This window comes from Deltaproteobacteria bacterium (genome assembly GCA_028818775.1).
GTDB lineage: Bacteria > Desulfobacterota > Binatia > UBA9968 > JAJDTQ01 > JAJDTQ01.
Genome location: JAPPNE010000047.1, coordinates 13,132 through 30,182 on the forward strand (window position 1 = coordinate 13,132; position 17,051 = coordinate 30,182).

Below are 17,051 nucleotides of genomic sequence, written 5' to 3' on the forward strand. Positions count from 1 at the left end.
AGCATGCTCGATATGGTCGAGAAGGACTTGGAAACCCTGACGATTACCGAATTGGCGCCGAGGATACGTAGCGGCGAGGTCTCGCCGGTGGCGCTCACAGAGCTTTATATCGAGCGCATCGAGCGGCTCAATCCGCTGCTGAGCGCCTATCTCACTCCGACGCCCGAGAGCGCGTTGGAGGAGGCCGCGGCGGCCGAGAAGGAGATCCGCGCCGGCGACTGCCGCGGTCCGCTTCACGGGATACCGGTGGCCATCAAGGACAATCTCGCCACCCGCGGGGTGCGTACCACGGCCGGCGCCAAGGCGCTGTCCGGGTGGATCCCGGACTTCGACGCGACGGTGGTGACCCGATTGCGGGAGGCCGGGGCGGTGAGCCTGGGCAAGACCCAAATGCACGAGTGGGCCAAGGGAAGCCATGGGGTGAACCCGTTCTACGGCACCCCGCGCAACCCCTGGAACACGGAGCGAATCCCCGGCGGTTCCAGCAGCGGCTCGGCCGTGGCCGTGGCCGCGAGCATGTGTCTGGCGTCGGTCGGCACCGATGCCGCCGGATCGGTGCGCAACCCGGCGGCGTTGTGCGGCATCGTCGGGCTCAAGCCCACCTACGGGCGCGTCAGCGTTTTCGGCGGCGTGCCCGGCACGGGTGGGTACTCCACCAACCACTTCGGTCCTCTGACCCGCACGGTGGCCGACTGCGCGGCGCTGATGCAGGTCATCGCCGGACACGATCCCCAGGACCCGCTGAGCTCCACCGCGCCGGTGCCCGACTATGCCGCCAGCCTCGGGAGGTCCGTCGAGGGAATGCGCGCCGGCATCATCGAGGGATACTTCGAGAAGTTCGCCTCCGACGAGGTCAAGCAGGCCTTTGCCGGAGCGCTGGACACCCTGCGCGGGCTGGGGATGACGGTGGAGGAGGTCACGGTTCCCCACATGGACCTGATCCCGGCGGTACAGCTCTGCGCCAGCCGGGTGGAGAGCACGGGAGACGCCGAATACTACCTGCGGCATCATGCCCGGGACTACAGCCCGAGCATGCTTTCCACCCAGATCCAGGCGCTGACGGTGTCCGGGCTGGCCTACAACCAGTCGCAACGCATCCGCCGGCTCATCTGCGACGGGTTCGACGAGGCCCTGCAAGAGGTCGACGTGATCGTGGCGCCGACCGGCCCGGTGCCGGCCATTTCCATGGACGATTCCCAGTCCGGCTACGTGACCGTCGACGGCGCGAAGATGCCGCTCCAGGGTGCCTACGGCAATTTCTTGACTCTGTGCACCATCCCGTTTAACGTCAACGGGCTGCCGTCGCTGAGCATCAACTGCGGCTTCTCGAAGGACGGCCTTCCCATCGGCGTGCAGATCGCGAGCGGTTCGTTTCGCGAGGACACGGTCATGCAGGTGGCGCACGCCTACGAGCAGGCCTCGCCCGCCACCGGCAAGGCGCCGCCGTTGCCCTAGGTGGCGCCCTTCGACTTCGCTCCGCTGGCGCTACGCTACGCTCAGGACGAACGGTGAGGGGGTTTCACTTTCCGTTCGTCCTGAGCGTAGCGTAGCGCCAGCGGAGCGAAGTCGAAGGACCGTGCTTGGCGTCCCGCAAATTGTTCGGAGGGCCGACGGTCGGAAAGGAGACGATCATGAACGGTTTCATCGACGCGGACACCCACGTCATCGAGTCGGAAGCGATCTGGGAGCTCATGGACAAGGACGTCTACGACCGCCGCCCGATCCTGCTCAAGGCCCCCGGCGACACCGAGTACCAGACTTCCAACGCCTTCTGGCTTATCGACGGGCAGATCTTCCCCAAGTCCGTGGGCAAGGGCAGCGCCCGGCTCAGTACGCCGGCCGAGCAGGAACGCCAGTGGACGCGCCGGGACATCGACCTGGGCGTGCGCCAGTTGACCGATCCCGCCGCGCGGGTGCGGGAGCTGGACAATCGCGGCGCCGACGCCGAAGTTATCTACTCCACCCTATGGGGAGTGTATCTCACAGATGACGTGGACCTGGACGTGGCGCTGTGCCGCGCCTACAACACCTGGATGGGGCAGGTCTGGGCCCAGGGCGACAACCGCCTGCGCTGGACCGCGGTGTTTCCGCTGACGTCCATCGAGGAGTCCATCAAGCAGTTGCACTACGCCAAGGAACACGGCGCCGTGGGCGTCAACATGCGCGGCATCGAAGGGGACCGTTCCCTGGCCGAGCCCTATTTCTACCCGCTCTACGAGGAAGCGAGCCGCCTGGACTTCCCCATCTGCATCCACATCGGCGCGGGCTCGCCGGCCATCTCCAGCGTGTTCGACGTGCGCGTGAGCCACACGCTGCCGCACCTGCGCATGCTCCCGCTCATCGCCTTCCGCGACCTCGTGGCCAACCGCATTCCCGAGAAGTTCCCCGGCCTGCGCTTCGGCTTCGTGGAGGCCGGAGCCTCCTGGGCGCCCTACCTGCTGCACCAGCTCCGGCGCACCACCCGGGGACAAGGCATCCCCATCGGCCCCGAGCTGTTCGAGGAGTGCCGGATGTGGGTGGTGTGCGAGGTGGACGAGGACCTGCCGATGCTGCTCAACTACATCCACGAAGACCACATCATGATCGGCTCCGACTACGGCCACCTGGACCAGTCCTTCGAGGACAACGTCGCCGCCAAGCTGCGCGCCCGCGACGACGTCCCCGCGCGGGTGGTGGAGAAGATCCTGAACGACAACGCCCGTGCGTTCTACGGGATGTAGTCCCGCCGGCTGAACCGCCACCCCACGTGCCTCGTTCGGGTACGAGGCACGTGATTGAAGTGCATGGCCGATGGCACTGTTCTACGTGTCCAGCATGGTGGGGTGGAACATGTCCTCGGGTGCGAAGCGCTCCCGGGTGAGGCCCTGCCGCCGGGCATATTCCAGCATCTTGTCGACCTCGGTCCTCGTCTCCCGGAAACCCCAGCGATAGGGGTCGTCGCCGGCGGCGGCGCGTTCCTCTTCCCACAGGGCGCGGTACCAGAGACCGGTCTGGTGCACGCGCTGCCACTCCAGCCACTCGTAGCAGCGCCGCTTGGACTCCTGCCAGGCGTCGAACAGGCTGCGCGCCACCCAGGGATGCCGGTCCAGGATCGAGGTGCGAACGAGCAGGGTGTGCTGGATGGGGAAGAAGCCGGTCCTGCGGTAGTAGTCGCGCTCGCGCTGGGCGTAGTCGGGGAACAGGAAGTCCACGCGCGGCCGGTCTTCCGGGGCCAGGGTGGCGGTGGTGATGAACGCGTCAAGGGCGCCCGCCAGCAGCATATCCCGCAGCTTGCCGTATCCGTCCGCCACCTCCAGCTTGAGCCAGTCGGGCTGCGTCCACTCGTGGGGGTTCTCGGGGGGTCTCCCGGCGACCCATCGGATGGAGCGCAGGTCGACGCCGTGCTCTTCCTCCAGGATGCCGCGGGCCCAAAGAGCGGTGGTGGTGAACCAGCTCTGGATGCCCACGCGCTTGCCGTTGAGGTCCGCGGGCTCGACGATGCCGGCGCGGGTGTTCACGTAGATGTAGGAGTGCCGGAACATGCGCTTCACGAAGATCGGGATGGCGGTGAAGCCCAGGGTCCTGAACGGCAGGTCGACGATGTAGCGCCCGGTGAAGAACTCCGCCACGTCGTAGTGGCCCCCGTGGCCGTCGAAGTGCCGGTTCACGTCATCGGCGTCCACGTGGACCCGCAGGTCGATTCCATCCGGCTTGACGCTCCCCTCGATCAGCGCGCGGGCGCGGTCGTAGGGGGCGCAGATCATGGTCAGTTCCAGCGGCATGCGGTTTTCCTCGTCCTCCGCATCTTCATCAATGTGTCGCCCACGTGCAACTCTGGATGGGTGCGAGCGGCCGTCGGTTGATTCCGCGGGGCCGTTGATCCACAATCGGTGCGCCACCGTCGCCGGGCCGTGCGCCGGAAGCGGCCCGTTGCGGGAAAGGAGACGTTCCCATGGCAAACGATACCCTCAGGATCAGGACCACGGGCATCGACCACGTCGTGATGCACGTGCAGGACCTGTCCCGGTCCAGGCGGTTCTACATCGATCTCCTGGGGATGGATGTGGACCACGAGAACGAGGGCCAACTGTTCCTCCGTTGCGGACCGCAGCAACTGGCGCTGTTCGCGAGGGGCCGTCCCCCGGAGGACGACGAGAGCCGCGAGTTGAACCACATCGCGCTCCACGTGGAGACGGGCAGCTACGAGGAGGTGAAGTCGACCCTGGAGGCCGCGGGCGTCGCCGTGAACGGGCGGCGCAACGATCCCGAGTGCATCTATTTCCGGGACCCAGACGGTCACCGGCTTCAGATCCTGCCGCCGCGAAGATGAACCGGCGGCGCGGACACAACGAGAGCGGGCTTCATGCAATATCGGATGCTGGGTAGCACGGGACTGCGCGTCTCCGAGATCGGCTTCGGCTGCGGCAACGTCGGCGGGCTGATGGTGCGGGGGCGCCACGACGAACAGCTCGACGCGGTCCGGCATGCGCTGGACCTGGGCGTCAACTACTTCGACACCGCCAGGGCCTACGGAGAAGGGAAGTCCGAGACCCACCTCGGGCGCGTGCTGGACGAGGTCGGCGAGAGGGTCGTGCTTTCCACCAAGGTGCGGCTCGAATCCGACGCGCTTCAGGACATCGCCGCCGCCGCCGTCTCTCACGCGGAGCAGGGGCTCGCGCGCCTGGGACGCGATTCGGTGGACCTGATGCAACTCCACACCCGGCTCGTCAACAGGCGCGAGTCCGGGCGCTTCGGCATGACCCCGGACGAGGTGCTGGGGCCGGGCGGCGTCGTCGAGGGTTTCAAGCGGCTGCGCGACCAGGGCCGCGTGGGTTTCTTCGGGTTCACCGGCCTGGGTGAGGTCGAGGCCATCCAGGCATTGGTGGACAGCGGCGAGTTCCATTCCTTCCAGGCCTACTACAACCTGCTCAATCCCAGCGCCGGCCAGTCGGTGCCCCAGGGCTTCAGCGCCCTGGACTACGGACGCGTCATCGACCGGGCCGCCGCCCAAGGCATGGGGGTGGTGGTCATCCGGGTGCTGGCCGCCGGCGTGCTGAGCCCGACCCCGGAGTCGGGAGGCGGCACCAGCCGCGAGCCGCTGTCCGCCGGCTCCGACTACGAGCGCGACGTCGCCCGCGCCCACAAGCTCGGTTTTCTCCGGGACCACGGACTGGAGTCCCTGCCGCAAGCCGCCATGCGCTTCGCGCTCATGAAGCCCGAGGTGAGCACGGTGCTCGTGGGGTTCTCCAACAACGCACAGATCGACGAGGCCGTCGCCTGCTCCGGCGCCGGCCCCCTGCCCGACGCCGCCATGACCGGCCTGCGCGAAATGTGGGACAGCGACTTCGGGGATCGTTCGTAGCCGCTCAGCGCCCCTGGCCGATGCGCTGCACGTGCTCCTGCACGACCTCGCGCGGGCACAGGGCGATGAATCCCTTGGCTCCGAGGAACAGCAGCAGCAGGTCGTCGAAGTGCCCCAGAGCGGGCAGGAGATCGGGGATGACGTCCGCGGGCATGATCAGGTAGGCGACCACGCCCAGGGCCAGCGCCTTGGCCTTGATGCCGACCCGCGGGTCCTTGAACAGCCGCCAGAAGAGCCGCAGGAAGCTGGGCAGGTGCTGCACCAGACCCAAAAGCCGGCGCGGCCCGAGACGCAAGAGGTAGAAGAGGGAACTCAACCGGATCATGGGCTCTTGGGTGGCGCGGGGGGTTCCGGTGGTAAGGAGGAGGCTGCCGCCGCCGGGGATTCCGGTGGCGTGGGGGACGGTCTCCGACGGAAGAGCGTGCCGCGGTCGCCGGCCAGGAGCGCCTGTCCGTCCCGCATGGCTACCGCGGTGAGCCTCTCGGGGGTGCCGAGGCGGGTGCGTTGCCACCGTGCGCCGTCCCAGCCGAACACCGCTCCCGCGGCGCCCGCGGCCCAGCAGTCGGTGGGCGAGGCGCAGGCGACGGCGCGCAGCCGGAAGAACGAACCGGGCACGTCGGTCTTCTTCCACGCGGCTCCGTCGTACTCGAAGACCGCGCCGTGGTCGCCCACGGCCCAGCCCCGGCCGTTGCCGGCAAGGACCACGTCGTACATGCGCGGCACGTCCGGCACGTCCACCTTCTCCCAGCGTGTGCCGTCCCAGCGCGCGAAGAACCCGTCGCCCACCATCCAGCCGGAGCGGCGCGACGCAAAGGCCATGCCGTAGATACGTGCCTTGCCCGCCGGGCTCAGGGCATGGCGCCACTCCTTGCCGTCCCATTCGATGAGGCGCCCATCGCGGGTGCCCGCAAAGCAGCGGTCGGGCGCGGCGCACCCGGCGCCCCAGAGCCTCCCCTCCGACCGCTTGCGCCGCGTCAGGGGATTCTTCACCCGCGTCCACGCCCTGCCGTCGTAATGCAGGGACAAGGCGTCGTCGCCGAACGCCCACACGTCGTCCGGCGCGTTTACCACGAACTTCCTCGGTTTCACTTTAGCCGGGTGGTCCATGGCGCTCATGCGGTTCCCGTCCCAGCGGAGCAGGCGGCCGTCGCTGGTGCCGATGAACGCATGGTCCCGGTCCGGGATGGCCACGGCGGTGAGGTTCGGGGGAGGCTTCCTGCCCTTGCGCGGGCTGTCCCACGGCACCATCTCCCAAGCCGCCGCCCAGCACGGCAGGGCGAGCCACGCGACGAGCAGCAGGACGGTACCGTGGATCCGGGGAAACGCCGGCATGCGACTTCGTCCGAGTCCTTCACCGAGGGACCCGACGATCGCACGAGGCGCGCACCACAAGCGGGCTTGCACGGGTCAGCCTGTCGGGCCGCCGCCCGCGCTCCGAATCGCCGTCAGTTCCGCGGAATCCACCACGTCCTTGTTGAACGAGCTGCCGGCCTGGTCGTTCTGCATGTCCCAGACCAGCAGGACGGTGCGTTGCGGGTCGGCGACCTCGGCCAGGGTGATGGGAATGGTTCTGCCTTCGAATTCGATCATGGCTCTTGGTTTTTCGGATGTTGTGAAGTGAAGCGGAGGCGCCGGAAGAGGATCGTGGCAGAGGATAGCCGCCGGTCGGACCGCTGTCAACAACGCATCCCGGCCGTTTTTGACAATGTCTGGGGTTCGCGCTACTTGTACGTTTCGATCGTCCTTTTCCGGGAGAAATGCGGATGGAATCTCACGACGGCATGCATGCCTCGGTGCGCATCAGCGGTGGCCAGGGCTCCGGCAAGGCGGACAACTCGTTCCGCGCCAAGGACCCCCTGACGGTGGTGATCTTCGGGGCGTCCGGGGACTTGAGCAAGCGCAAGCTGATCCCCGCGCTGTACCATCTCGAGCAGACGGGATACCTGCCCGAGCGTTACGCCGTGGTGGGCTTCTCGCGCACGGAGATGACCGACGAGGCGTACCGGGAGCGCATGCTCGACGAGATGCGCCAGGACTTCGCCGACGTGGACGCCGGCAGTCCCCTGTTCGGTGCGCTCCACTACCAGCCGGGCAACAACACCGACGTCGAGTCCTTCCACAGGCTCAAGGCCCGGCTCGACGCCCTCGACGCCGAACGCGATCTCCCCGGCAACCGGCTGTTCTACCTCTCGGTGGCGCCGGAGTTCTTCACCCCCATCATCCACAACCTCAACGCCGCAGGCCTCATCCGCGATCCCGAAGAGCCCCGATGGTCCCACGTCATCATCGAGAAGCCCTTCGGACACGACCTCAAGAGCGCGCGGGAGATGAACGAGGAGGTCACCGGCATCCTCGACGAGAGCCAGATCTACCGCATCGACCACTACCTCGGGAAGGAAACCGTCCAGAACATCCTGAGCTTCCGCTTCGGCAACGCCATCTTCGAGCCGCTGTTCAACCAGAAGTACGTGGAGAACGTCCAGATCACGGTGGCCGAGACCCTGGGCATGGAGGGCCGCCGGGGGGCGTTCTACGACAAGGCCGGGGCGCTCAGGGACATCGTGCAGAACCACATGCTGCAACTGCTGTGCCTCATCGCCATGGAGCCGCCGGCGGCGGTGGAGCCCGTGTCCATCCGCGACGAGAAGGTGAAGCTCCTGCGCGCGCTCGTGCCCTACGGCTCGCCCGAGGAGGTCCGGGAAAGCACGGTGCGGGGGCAGTACGGCTTCGGCGAGCTGCGCGGCGACGTGGTCAAGGGCTACCGCCAGGAGGACGGCGTGGACGACACGTCCACCACCGAGACCTACGTCGCGCTGCGCGCCAAGATCGACAACTGGCGCTGGGCCGGCATCCCCTTCGTGCTGCGCACCGGCAAGCGCCTGCGCAACCGGGTATCGGAGATCGCGGTGCAGTTCAGGCACCCGCCGTTGCGCCTGTTCCGCCAGCAGGCGGTGCCCGACGGACACGCCATGGCCGCCGCCAGTGCCAACGTGCTGATCCTGCGCATCCAGCCCCAGGAGGGCATCAGCCTGTCCTTCGCGTGCAAGCGCCCGGGCATGCAGATCAACCTGGCCAAGGTCAACATGGACTTCATGTACGAAGCCTTCGAGCAGCGTTCGCCCGAGGCGTACGAGCGGCTGTTGCTGGACGCCATGCGCGGCGACGCGTCGCTGTTCACCCGCTCCGACGAGGTGGACTACGCGTGGCGCTTCACCGACTCGATCCTGTCGGGCTGGCAAGAGCTGCCGGCGCCCCGGTTTCCCAACTACTACCCGTTCACCGACGGCCCCGACGAGGCCGACCGGCTGCTGCTGGACAGCAGCACAGGCTGGCGCCAGTTGAGCCAGATGGGGATCGCGGAGGTCGGCCGGTAAGGTGAGCCTGGCGGCGGATATTGCGGAGAGCAAGAGGTGACGGAGTTGCGATCGGAATTTCGCGACGGGACCTTCGAGATCGACGGGACCCGGGTGCACTACCTGGAGGCGGGCGACCCGGAGCAGGAGACGTTCGTCTTCGTCCACGGGAACCGGGACCACTGCCACACCTGGGACTTTCTGTTGGAGTCCTTCGACAAGGCGGGTTTCAGCCTGCCCCACATGGTAGCCCTGGACCTGCGCGGCCACGGCGACAGCGGCTGGGTGGGCCAGGAGCGCGGCTACCGGCATGAGGACTTCGTGCTGGACGTGGTGGGTCTGCTGCGCCATCTCAACAAGGACCGGATCACGCTGGTGGCCCACTCCCTCGGCGGCAGCATGGCGGTGGTCCTTGCCGGTGCGTTGCCGGAGAGAATCAAGCGGCTCGTGATCATCGAGTCGGCGGGTCCCTACGGCCGCACCGAGCGCGAGACCCCCGAGCTTTTCGGCCGCTGGACCCGCGACGACGGCTCCGACACGATCCTCACCTACTATGCCACGGTGGCGCAGGCCGCCGATGCCGTTTGCCGGCGATTCCCGCTGATCCCGAACCGGGTGGCGATGCACATGGCGCGCCACGGCACCCGCCGGACCCCGAACGGGCTGGTGTGGAAGTACGATCCGCGGGCGCGCAACCCGTCGTATTCGTCCCTCTCCGAGGCCCAGGTCCAGGCATTCATCGAGCGGATCGACTGTCCCACGCTGCTGGTGTTCGGGGCGGACTCCGGCTACCGGGAGTCGCCGCGCTACAACCGGATCGCGCACTTCCCCAACAAGACCCTGGTGGAAATCCCCGGCGCCGGCCATCACGTGCAACATGAAAAGCCCGACGAGCTGGCCGCCGTGCTGATCCCGTTCCTGAACAACCACGGGTGACGCCCGCCAGGCAGGAGCGGCGTGTGTGCTGAATCGAAGACCCGGTCAATTGCGAATGCCACCGGCACCCCATATCGTCATTCCCGCTTTCGTGGGAATGACGTTCTGTTGCGTAGTTGCATCGTGAGTTTGGACACAGAGGAGGAAACCATGGATTTTGAGCTGCCCGAGGAACTGCAACTGCTCCAGGAAACCGTGCGGAAGTTCGTCGACCAGGAACTCATCCCGGTGGAGATGGAGTGCCGGGACGGCGTGAAGCTCAAGCCCGAGTACCGCGAGCGCTTCGAGGCCAAGACCCGCGAGATGGGGCTGTGGATGCTCGACGTGCCCGAGGAATTCGGCGGCGCCGGGCTGAATCTCCTGGGACAGGTCATCGTGTGGGCCGAGGTGGCGCGCTCGGTGGCGCTCCCGTCGCGCGGCCACAGCATCTTCGGCCCCGAGGTGCGGCCGGTGCTCTACGCCATGAACGAGGAGCAGAAAGAGCGCTACCTCTACCCGCTGCTGCGCGAGGAGAAGCGCGCCTGCTTCGCCCAGACCGAGCCCGATGCCGGCTCCGATCCCGGCTCCATGCGCACCCGCGCGGTGCGTGACGGCGACGAGTACGTGATCAACGGCGTCAAGCGCTTCATCAGCGACGCGGACGATGCCGACTTCGCCCAGGTCATGGTGGCCACCGACCTCAGCAAGGGCTCCCACGGGGGCATCTCGTGCATCCTCGTGGACATGGACAACCCGGGCGTGAAGATCACCGCCAAGTACAAGACCATGATGGGCTACGAGCCGTGCGAGATCGTGTTCGACGACTGCCGGGTGCCGGCGGCGAACATGATCGGCGAAGAAGGCGAGGGCTTCAAGCTCGGGCAGAAGTGGCTCGGCATCGGCCGCCTCAAGCACGGCGGTCGCGCCATCGGCGTGGCCCGTCGCGCCATCGAGATGGGTGCCGCGTACGCCAAGCAGCGGGTCACCTTCGGCAGGCCGCTGGCCGACCGGCAGGCAATCTCGTTCAAGCTCGCCGACTCCTACACCGAGCTTCACGCCGCCACGCTCATGGTCTACCATGCGGCCTGGAAGTACGATCAGGGCGAGGACATGCGCAACGAGGGCTACATGGTCAAGGTGTTCGCCGACGAGATGTCCTTCCGGGTGGTGGACCGGGTGCTGCAGATCCACGGCGGCATCGGTCTCACCACGGACCTGCCCATCGAGTACTGGTTCCGCGACCAGCGCAGCCGGCTCATCACCGAGGGCGCGTCCGAGGTCATGCGCATGGTCATCGCACGGCACGTGCTGCGGCAGTTCGACTGACGCGCCTCCGCGAGCCCGCACGCACGCCAACGGTGTATCGAGATTTGGCGGTGCGCGCGCCTCGTGCTATAAATGTTGGATTCCAGCGAGGTCGACGATGAAACCGGACATTCACCCCGAGTACAAACCCGTGAACGTGGTATGCGCCTGCGGCCACTCCTTCGAAGTGCGTTCCACCGCCAAGGCGATCCATACCGAGATCTGCTCCAACTGCCATCCCTTCTATACCGGCAAGCAGAAGCTGCTCGACACCGCCGGCCGGGTCGAGAAGTTCAAAAGGCGGTACGGTATCAAGGACTGAGGGAAGTTCCCTGCACGCTCTGACCGGCAAGGGGGGCAAGGGGTGGCGCGAATCCCTTTGCCCCCCTTGCTTTTGGCACGAGGCGCGACCGTGAGCATGCTCGACAAGATCGCCGAAGTGGAGAGCCGCTACGAGGAGCTGGAGACGCTTCTGGCGGATCCCAAGCTGCCGGAGGACCGCAAGGAGTTCTCCAGGGTCGCCAAGGAACGCGCGGACCTGGCCGAGGTGGTGACCTGTTATCGCGAGTGGCGCAAGCTCGACCGGGAGATCCAGGACAACCAGGAGCTGCTGGAAGACGGTGACCCGGAGATCCGGGACCTCGCGGCCCAGGAGCTGGCGGACCTGAAGGAGCGCCAAGAGACCATGGAGCAGCAGCTCAAGATCCTGCTGCTGCCCAAGGATCCCAACGACGACAAGAACGTTCTGCTCGAGATCCGCGCGGGCACGGGCGGCGAGGAGGCGTCGCTCTTCAGCGCCGACCTCTTTCGTATGTACGGCCGGTATGCCGAAGAGAAGGGCTGGAAGGTGGAGATCCTGAGCTCCAATCCCACGGGCCTGGGCGGCTTCAAGGAGATCATCGCGCTCATCGAGGGGCGCGGCGCCTACAGCCAGCTCAAGTTCGAGGGCGGCGTACACCGTGTCCAGCGGGTCCCGGTGACCGAGACCTCGGGGCGGATCCACACCTCGGCGGTGACGGTCGCGGTGCTTCCCGAGGCCGACGACGTGGACGTGGACATCGATCCCAAGGATCTGCGCATCGACGTTTTCCGCTCGTCGGGCCCCGGCGGCCAGAGCGTCAACACCACGGACTCGGCGGTGCGCATCACCCACGTACCCACGGGCATCGTGGTGTCGTGCCAGGACGAGAAGTCGCAGCACAAGAACAAGGCCAAGGGCCTCAAGATCCTGCGCGCGCGCCTGCTCGAGAAGACCCAGGAGGCGCAGCGCTCGGAGATCGCCGCCTCGCGCAAGCTCATGGTGGGCAGCGGCGACCGCAGCGAGCGGGTCCGCACCTACAACTTCCCCCAGGGGCGCGTCACCGACCACCGCATCAACCTGACCCTCTACAAGCTCGACCAGATAATGGACGGCGGCGTGAAGGAACTGATAGACGGCCTGATCACGTTCCACCAGGCGGAAGCGTTGCAGGCCACGGGGTGAACCGTTTGGAAGCGGCGAATGACGAACTCGGAACGGCGGTGCCGGTCCGCACGGGAGCCGCAACCACGGTGTCGGGTACCCTTCGCCACGCCGCCGCCAAGCTCGCGGAGGCCGGTTGCGCCACACCCAGACTCGACGCGGAACTGCTGCTGATGGAAGTGCTTGGATGGTCGCGGGAGGACGTTTATCGGAGTCCCGAAACGACGTTGAACGCATCCGAAACGGAACGCCACGCGGCGCTCGTGGCCCGGCGGGCGGGCGGTGAGCCCGTTGCGTACCTGATAGGGAAGCGGGAGTTCTGGTCTCTGGAGTTCAGGGTGACCCCGGACGTGCTCATTCCGCGGCCCGAGACGGAGCACTTGGTGGAAGCCGTGGTGGATTTCCTGGCGTCACGCCCGGAGCCGCAACGGGTTCTGGACCTGGGGACCGGCAGCGGCGCCATCGCGGTGAGCGTGGCCAAGGAATGCACGCACGCGGAGGTGTGGGCCACGGATGTTTCTGCGGCGGCGCTGGAGGTGACGCGGGAAAACGCGCGCCGGCACGGAGTGAATCGCCGGATCCGCTGGCTTCAGGGCGACCTGCTCGCTCCGTTGCGAGGCCTGACGGAGTACTTTGATGCGCTGGTGTCCAACCCCCCTTACGTCCCGAGCCGCGACATGGCGCGGCTGCCTTGTGATGTCCGCGAGTGGGAGCCGGCCCTGGCACTGGACGGCGGCGCGGACGGGATGGATTTCTACCGGCGTATCGTCCGGGAAGGAACTCTGCGTCTTCGGGAGGGCGGGCTGCTCGCCGTGGAGATCGGCGCAGACCTCGGCGACGCCGTGTGCGCGTTGTTTCGCGCCCACCGGGACATCCGTCGGGTACGGATGCTGCGGGACTACGCGGGTCTGCCAAGGGTGGTTGCCGGGGAGATAATGCGGGCAACGGATACGGCAGGACAATAGCCACCAGCCGAGGTCAGCGGACTTGGACAGCATCATTCTCAGCGGCGGAGCGGTTCTGGAGGGCACGGTCACCCTCGGCGGGTCGAAGAACGCGGCCCTGCCGGTGATCATCTCGTCGCTGCTTTCCGCTGGCAAGTGCTCCTACCGCCGGGTGCCCGCCCTGCGCGACGTGAGCACGACCCTGCGCCTGCTGTCGCGCCTCGGCGTCACCATCGAGAAGGACCTGCTGGCGGACGGCCATCTGGAGCTCACCGCGGACAAGATCCACGAGCTGGAAGCGCCCTATGACCTGGTCAAGACCATGCGCGCTTCCTTCCTGGTCCTGGGGCCGCTGCTGGCGCGGTTCGGCGAGGCGCGGGTCTCCACCCCCGGCGGCTGCGCCATCGGCTCGCGGCCGGTGGACCTGCACCTCCGGGGCCTGGAGCGCATGGGCGCGTGCATCCGCCAGGACCACGGTTACATCGAGGCGCGGGCGAAGCAGCTCAAGGGCGCCGTCATCGACCTCGGCTTCCCGTCGGTGGGCGCCACCGAGAACCTCATGATGGCGGCCACCCTGGCCCGGGGGGCGACCGAGATCCGCAACGCGGCCCAGGAGCCGGAGATCGTCGAGCTGGCCGCGGTGCTGACCGGGATGGGCGCGCGGGTCGGCGGGGCCGGCACCGGGGTCATCCGCGTGGAAGGCGTTCCGGAGCTTCACGGGATGGAGCACGAGATGGGGCCGGACCGCATCGAGGCGGGCACGTTCATGGTCGGCGCCGCCCTGACCGGAGGCGACGTGCTGATCGAGGACGCCCGGGCGGACGACCTCAAGGCCTTCTTGGCGAAGCTCCGGGAGACCGGCGTCCGGGTCACGCCGGGGCCCGGCGGCGTCCGGGTCACGGGCAACGGGCGGGTTCACGGCACGGACGTGGCCACGCAGCCCTTTCCCGGCTTCCCTACGGACCTGCAGGCGCAGATGATGGTGCTGATGGCGGTGGCGGACGGCGCCAGCGTCATCACGGAGAACATCTTCGAGAACCGCTTCATGCACGTCCAGGAGCTGAACCGCATGGGCGCGCGCATCGCCCTCGACGGCAACCGCGCCACGGTCCAGGGCGTGCCCGGGCTTTCCGGCGCGCCGGTGATGGCCACCGACCTGCGCGCGAGCGTGTCGCTGGTGCTGGCGGGCTTGGTGGCGCGGGGTGCGACCGAGGTGTCGCGGGTGTACCACCTGGACCGGGGCTACGAGAACATCGAGGGCAAGCTCGCCCGCCTGGGCGCGGACATACGAAGGGTGGAGCGTGACGATTGACATCGTGAAGACCACGGATCCCGGCTTCGAGAAAAAGCTCGACCGGATCCTGCGGCGGCGCGGCGAGATCGAGAAGGACGTCGAGGCGCGCGTGGCCGAGATCATCGACAACGTGCGCCGGCGCGGGGACAAGGCGCTGGTGCGCTACGCCAAGGCGTTTGACGGCGTCACGTTGAAACGGTCCGAGATCGAGGTGCCGGCGGACGAGATGGACCGGGCCTGCGAGACCGTTTCCAAGGAGGATCTGCGCGCGTTGCGGCTGGCGGCCGCGCGCATCCGGCGCTTCCACCGCCGCCAAGTCGAGAAAAGCTGGAACTACCGGGACTCCCTGGGTTTGGAGCTGGGTCAGCGCATCCGCCCCGTGGAGCGCGCCGGCGCCTACGTTCCCGGCGGCAAGGCCGCGTACCCGTCCACCGTCTTGATGACCGTGATCCCGGCGGTGGCCGCGGGCGTGACCGAGGTGGCCGTCACCACCCCGGTGCGGGAAGAGGCCGCGCTCGTGCTGGCGGCCGCGCGCGTGGCCGGCGCCCACCGGGTCTTCCGCGTGGGCGGCGCCCAGGCCGTGGCGGCCTTGGCATACGGCACCGAAACCATCCCGCGGGTGGACAAGATCGTCGGCCCCGGCAACGTCTACGTGGCGGCGGCCAAGCGGCTGGTCTTCGGCCAGGTGGACATCGACTCCATCGCCGGCCCCAGCGAGGTGCTGCTGCTGGTGGACGGGTCCGCGGACGCGAAATACGTGGCCGCGGACATGCTCTCCCAGGCGGAGCACGACGAGCTGGCGGCGGCGGTGTGCGTGACGCCGTCCATGACCACCGCGCGCAAGGTGCAGGCGGCCATCGCGGAGCAACTCAAGAGCACCCGGCGCCAGGCCATCACCCTCGGGTCGCTGCGCCGCTTCGGCGCCATCATGGTGTCGCGCTCGTTGAAGGAAGCGGTGGAGATCACCAACGCCATCGCCCCCGAGCACGTACAGATCATGGTGCGGGACCCCGACAAGTGCGTGGACGCCGTGCGCAACGCCGGCGCGATCTTCGTCGGCGCCCACGCCACCCCGCCCTTGAGCGACTACGTCGCCGGTCCCAACCACGTGCTGCCCACCGGCGGCAGCGCGCGCTTCTTCTCGCCCCTGGGCGCCTACGATTTCCTCAAGCGCACCAGCATCGTGCGCGCCGAGGCGCGCGGCCTGGAGGCATTGGCGCCGGCGGTGGTCCACCTCGCCCGGCGGGAGGGGCTGCACGAGCACGCCCGCGCCGTCGAGGCGCGGCTTTCGTGAGTTGAGTGCAAGCGTCGCAGGGCAATGTTCGCGGCTTGTCCGACCTGCCCGAGAGCGGAAGGTCAGGAGAGACGAAATGGGTAGAACGGCAACGATCCATCGCAAGACCAAGGAGACGGACATCACCGCCACCGTGGACATCGACGGCAAGGGGCAGGCCCAGGTGGAGACCGGCATCCCCTTCTTCGACCACATGCTGGAGATCTTCACGCGCCACGGCCTGTTCGACGTGACGGTGAAGGCGGTGGGTGACCTCGAAGTGGACTACCACCACACGGTGGAGGACGTCGGGCTCACCTTGGGGCAGGCGTTCAAGGACGCTCTGGGAGACAAGCACGGCATCCGCCGGTTCGGCGAAGCCACCGTGCCGCTGGACGAGGCCCTGGCCCGGGTAGTGGTGGACCTGAGCGGCCGGCCCTACCTGGCCTACCGGGTCAAGATCCGCGGCGGCCGGGTCGGCACCTTCGACACCGATCTGCCGCACGAGTTCTACCAGGCCTTCGTCAACCAGCTCGGCATGAACCTGCACATGGACGTGCAGCACGGCGAGAACCCACACCACGTCATCGAGGCGTGCTTCAAGGGCTTCGCCCGAGCCATGGACCGGGCCACGGGGCTAGACGAGCGCATCGAAGGCGTGCTGTCCACCAAGGGGAGCCTGTAAAGCCCATTACCGTCATTCCCGCGAAAGCGGGAATCCAGGGGCGGGGTGGTGAGGTCCGAGGCCATCGACCGATTGGAGGAGCGGCATGATCGCGGTTGTCGACTACGGCATGGGTAATCTGAGGAGCGTGCAGAAGGGGCTGGAGCGGGTGGGCTTCGACGCCGAGGTCACCCGAGACCCCGGACGCATCGCCGACGCCCGGGGCGTGGTGCTTCCCGGGGTGGGTGCGTTCCACTCCTGCATGGAAAACCTCCAGCGCTTCGGGCTCGTCAACGTCATCCAGGACGTGGTGCGCCGCAAGCGGCCGTTCCTCGGCATCTGCCTCGGGCTACAGCTCCTGTTCGACGAGAGCGAGGAGTTCGGCTCCCCGGACGGCTTGTGCCTGGTGCCCGGAAAGGTCCTGGGCTTCACCGCCGCCGACGACCTCAAGGTGCCGCACATGGGCTGGAACGCCATCGAGATCCGCAAGCCCACGCGCT

At 67.6% G+C, this 17,051-nt stretch carries 18 protein-coding genes; 14 read left to right on the plus strand and 4 right to left on the minus strand.

Annotated features, from left to right (window positions below; genetic code table 11):
- The first annotated feature begins 3 nt into the window (after window positions 1-3).
- Window positions 4-1,455: an amidase gene (locus tag OXU42_04620; protein ID MDE0028676.1), complete on the plus strand. Its 1,452-nt coding sequence runs from the start codon at window positions 4-6 to the stop codon at window positions 1,453-1,455.
- 176 nt (window positions 1,456-1,631) lie between these two features.
- On the plus strand, window positions 1,632-2,720 hold the full coding sequence (locus OXU42_04625) for an amidohydrolase family protein (protein ID MDE0028677.1): 1,089 nt from the start codon (window positions 1,632-1,634) through the stop codon (window positions 2,718-2,720).
- Between the two features lie 81 nt (window positions 2,721-2,801).
- Here OXU42_04625 and OXU42_04630 read toward each other — a convergent pair whose 3' ends face one another.
- Window positions 2,802-3,761 carry a hypothetical protein gene (locus OXU42_04630; GenBank protein MDE0028678.1) on the minus strand — a complete coding sequence of 320 codons (960 nt, stop codon included), beginning with the start codon at window positions 3,759-3,761 and terminating at the stop codon, window positions 2,802-2,804.
- A 170-nt stretch (window positions 3,762-3,931) separates the two neighbouring features.
- On the opposite strand from OXU42_04630, the gene OXU42_04635 reads away from it, so the two are divergent.
- Together OXU42_04635 and OXU42_04640 are read left to right on the plus strand one after the other, a co-directional pair.
- On the plus strand, window positions 3,932-4,309 hold the full coding sequence (locus OXU42_04635; protein ID MDE0028679.1) for a VOC family protein: 378 nt from the start codon (window positions 3,932-3,934) through the stop codon (window positions 4,307-4,309).
- A gap of 33 nt (window positions 4,310-4,342) precedes the next feature.
- Window positions 4,343-5,341: an aldo/keto reductase gene (locus OXU42_04640; protein ID MDE0028680.1), complete on the plus strand. Its 999-nt coding sequence runs from the start codon at window positions 4,343-4,345 to the stop codon at window positions 5,339-5,341.
- A 4-nt stretch (window positions 5,342-5,345) separates the two neighbouring features.
- Here the strand turns inward: OXU42_04640 and OXU42_04645 are convergent, their stop codons facing one another.
- The 3 genes from OXU42_04645 to OXU42_04655 all read right to left on the minus strand — a co-directional run bounded on the left by OXU42_04645 (window position 5,346) and on the right by OXU42_04655 (window position 6,931).
- Window positions 5,346-5,666, minus strand: a complete 321-nt coding sequence (locus tag OXU42_04645; protein ID MDE0028681.1) for a DUF1232 domain-containing protein — start codon at window positions 5,664-5,666, stop codon at window positions 5,346-5,348.
- Window positions 5,663-6,673, minus strand: coding sequence for a hypothetical protein (locus OXU42_04650; protein ID MDE0028682.1), 1,011 nt, complete (start codon window positions 6,671-6,673; stop codon window positions 5,663-5,665). The genes OXU42_04645 and OXU42_04650 overlap by 4 nt, the downstream gene beginning before the upstream one ends.
- A gap of 75 nt (window positions 6,674-6,748) precedes the next feature.
- Window positions 6,749-6,931: a hypothetical protein gene (locus OXU42_04655; GenBank protein ID MDE0028683.1), complete on the minus strand. Its 183-nt coding sequence runs from the start codon at window positions 6,929-6,931 to the stop codon at window positions 6,749-6,751.
- 173 nt (window positions 6,932-7,104) lie between these two features.
- Here OXU42_04655 and zwf point away from each other — a divergent pair, with 173 nt between their 5' ends.
- The 10 genes from zwf to hisH all read left to right on the plus strand — a co-directional run.
- Window positions 7,105-8,715 carry a glucose-6-phosphate dehydrogenase gene (gene zwf, locus OXU42_04660; protein MDE0028684.1) on the plus strand — a complete coding sequence of 537 codons (1,611 nt, stop codon included), beginning with the start codon at window positions 7,105-7,107 and terminating at the stop codon, window positions 8,713-8,715.
- A 36-nt stretch (window positions 8,716-8,751) separates the two neighbouring features.
- Complete coding sequence (locus tag OXU42_04665) at window positions 8,752-9,630, plus strand: alpha/beta hydrolase (GenBank protein ID MDE0028685.1); 879 nt, start codon at window positions 8,752-8,754, stop codon at window positions 9,628-9,630.
- A gap of 150 nt (window positions 9,631-9,780) precedes the next feature.
- Window positions 9,781-10,935, plus strand: a complete 1,155-nt coding sequence (locus OXU42_04670; protein MDE0028686.1) for an acyl-CoA dehydrogenase family protein — start codon at window positions 9,781-9,783, stop codon at window positions 10,933-10,935.
- A gap of 97 nt (window positions 10,936-11,032) precedes the next feature.
- The gene (gene rpmE, locus OXU42_04675) at window positions 11,033-11,236 is read left to right on the plus strand and encodes a 50S ribosomal protein L31 (protein MDE0028687.1); all 204 of its coding nucleotides are present in this window, start codon (window positions 11,033-11,035) and stop codon (window positions 11,234-11,236) included.
- 96 nt (window positions 11,237-11,332) lie between these two features.
- Window positions 11,333-12,397, plus strand: coding sequence for a peptide chain release factor 1 (gene prfA / locus OXU42_04680; GenBank protein MDE0028688.1), 1,065 nt, complete (start codon window positions 11,333-11,335; stop codon window positions 12,395-12,397).
- Complete coding sequence (gene prmC, locus OXU42_04685) at window positions 12,394-13,341, plus strand: peptide chain release factor N(5)-glutamine methyltransferase (GenBank protein MDE0028689.1); 948 nt, start codon at window positions 12,394-12,396, stop codon at window positions 13,339-13,341. The genes prfA and prmC overlap by 4 nt, the downstream gene beginning before the upstream one ends.
- A gap of 22 nt (window positions 13,342-13,363) precedes the next feature.
- Window positions 13,364-14,632 (plus strand): UDP-N-acetylglucosamine 1-carboxyvinyltransferase, encoded by a 1,269-nt coding sequence (gene murA / locus OXU42_04690; protein MDE0028690.1) that lies wholly within the window; start codon window positions 13,364-13,366, stop codon window positions 14,630-14,632.
- Window positions 14,622-15,908 carry a histidinol dehydrogenase gene (gene hisD / locus OXU42_04695; protein MDE0028691.1) on the plus strand — a complete coding sequence of 429 codons (1,287 nt, stop codon included), beginning with the start codon at window positions 14,622-14,624 and terminating at the stop codon, window positions 15,906-15,908. Before murA ends, hisD begins: the two co-directional genes overlap by 11 nt.
- A 76-nt stretch (window positions 15,909-15,984) precedes the next feature.
- Entirely contained in the window at window positions 15,985-16,572 is a 588-nt protein-coding gene (gene hisB / locus OXU42_04700; protein MDE0028692.1) for an imidazoleglycerol-phosphate dehydratase HisB, read from the plus strand.
- 85 nt (window positions 16,573-16,657) lie between these two features.
- Window positions 16,658-17,051 (plus strand): imidazole glycerol phosphate synthase subunit HisH (gene hisH / locus OXU42_04705; protein MDE0028693.1); only part of this gene is annotated, 394 nt, incomplete at its 3' end.